Genomic DNA, 1,657 nt, shown 5'->3' on the forward strand with positions numbered 1-1,657 from the left:
TAGTGTGAAAAACAATATAAAGTCCCCCCTTAAAAAGAGCGCAGAAAACCAGCTCTCAATTTAAGGGCGAAAAATCTTTAGGTATCCCTCATTTCCCTGCTTTTTTTAAACTCTTCAGGAAGAATACCTTGCTTGATAAGCAATTTAGTTGCTTGTTTAATGGCATTATCCAACTGTTTTTTAATCAAGTGCTCTGGCATATCTATCTTGTATAAATCAGTTGGGTTCCATAACTCCCCGTTATTTATCATATTGAAAATAGCGGTAAGCATCATACGAGCAATTGCGATAATGGCTCTCTTTTTCCCTCTACGTTTACTTATTCTTTCGTATTTGTCTTTGTAGTAAGTATTTTGAGTTGATTTCACGGCAGCGTGAGCACATTGTACTAAGGCTGGTTTGAGATAAACTCCAGCACGTGAAATTTTAACAGATTTCTTCTTACCCGCAGATTCATTACTTGAAGGTGTTAGTCCCGCCCAAGCACAAAGTCTTTTAGAGGATTTGAATGCCGTCATATCTCTCCCAATTTCGGATAAGATTGTGATAGCAGATTGTCGTTTGATACCTGGAATTGAAACCAGTAAGTTAATCACTTCTTCGTGTGGTGCCATCATTTTATCTAGCATCTCATCAAGAAATTGAATGGTATTGTCCAGATAAATTTTGTGTTCTTCAATCATCTGAATTCGGATAATCTGTTCAGGTGTAAAAGAATAGCCCACAATAGATTCCCAAAGCGCATCAGCTTTAGGTTTCATTCTCCCATGAAGGAGTGACTGACAATATTCAGGATTAAAATTTGAAGTTGAGATAAGATAATCTCTCACCTTTTTAGAGGATTTCCCGAACATGTCAGAGACAACAGAATCCATGGCAACATTTCCGACAGTAAAAGCGTTTTGAAGTCTATTTTTCTCGCTAGAGCGTTGGTAGGTCAATTTAGCCCGATATCTAGTGAATTCTCGAAGTATACGAAAGAACTTAGGCGGAATAAAACTGGCAGGTACGAGGCCGATTCGAAAAAGCTCCGCAATCCATTTAGAATCTTTGACATCATCTTTATTGCCTTTAACAGCTTTTACCCACTTAGGGTTACAGACAGTAACTTTTAGTTCATCTTCAAGTAGATTGAAGATAGGGATCCAATATTTACCAGTAGATTCCATACAAATGTCATGACAATTGTTGTCTAATAACCAATTTTTCAATGCCAGAATTTGGTTATTGTGAGTTGAAAAGCGTTGTTTTTTGTAGGAGGGATTGATTTCATTAGATTTAGTCGTAATAATAGTTGCGACAATAAAAGTCTTGTGAACATCCAATCCAGCACATACGGGGTAAACAATTTTCATAAGAAGCTCTCCTTGTCCAAAAGAGGAAGAAGGTAGGGACTGAAATGCCAGCAATTTAACTAGGATTTGTTAAAACAATGACTAGTGTACGAGTTAAGACTCACTTATTTGTGCTTGAAAGGCATTTCATACACTGCTTAAAATACTGCTTTGAATCGAAAAGATAGTCTGTAACTCCTCCTCCCGTGCTTTGTAGTTTACCTTCTTCTGATTCAATTATATCGTATAGAACGAGAGTGCGCACTCGTTTTCATCACTATTTGATTCGCCGAGCGCAGCGAGTAGAAATGGAACTTAAAATG

1 protein-coding gene is annotated in these 1,657 nt (G+C 37.4%); it reads right to left on the reverse strand.

Going from position 1 to position 1,657, the window contains the following annotated elements; genetic code table 11:
* Positions 1 to 77 precede the first annotated feature (77 nt).
* Positions 78 to 1,355, reverse strand: a complete 1,278-nt coding sequence (locus ACYQ21_RS15475) for an IS110 family RNA-guided transposase (protein WP_460059568.1) — start codon at positions 1,353 to 1,355, stop codon at positions 78 to 80.
* Positions 1,356 to 1,657: the final 302 nt, after the last annotated feature.

Source organism: Pseudolactococcus yaeyamensis, from assembly GCF_054658615.1.

Excerpts from the sequence above, each read along its gene's own strand:
- ACYQ21_RS15475 (WP_460059568.1), bottom strand. The coding sequence starts at position 1,355 with ATGAAAATTGTTTACCCCGTATGTGCTGGATTGGATGTTCACAAGACT.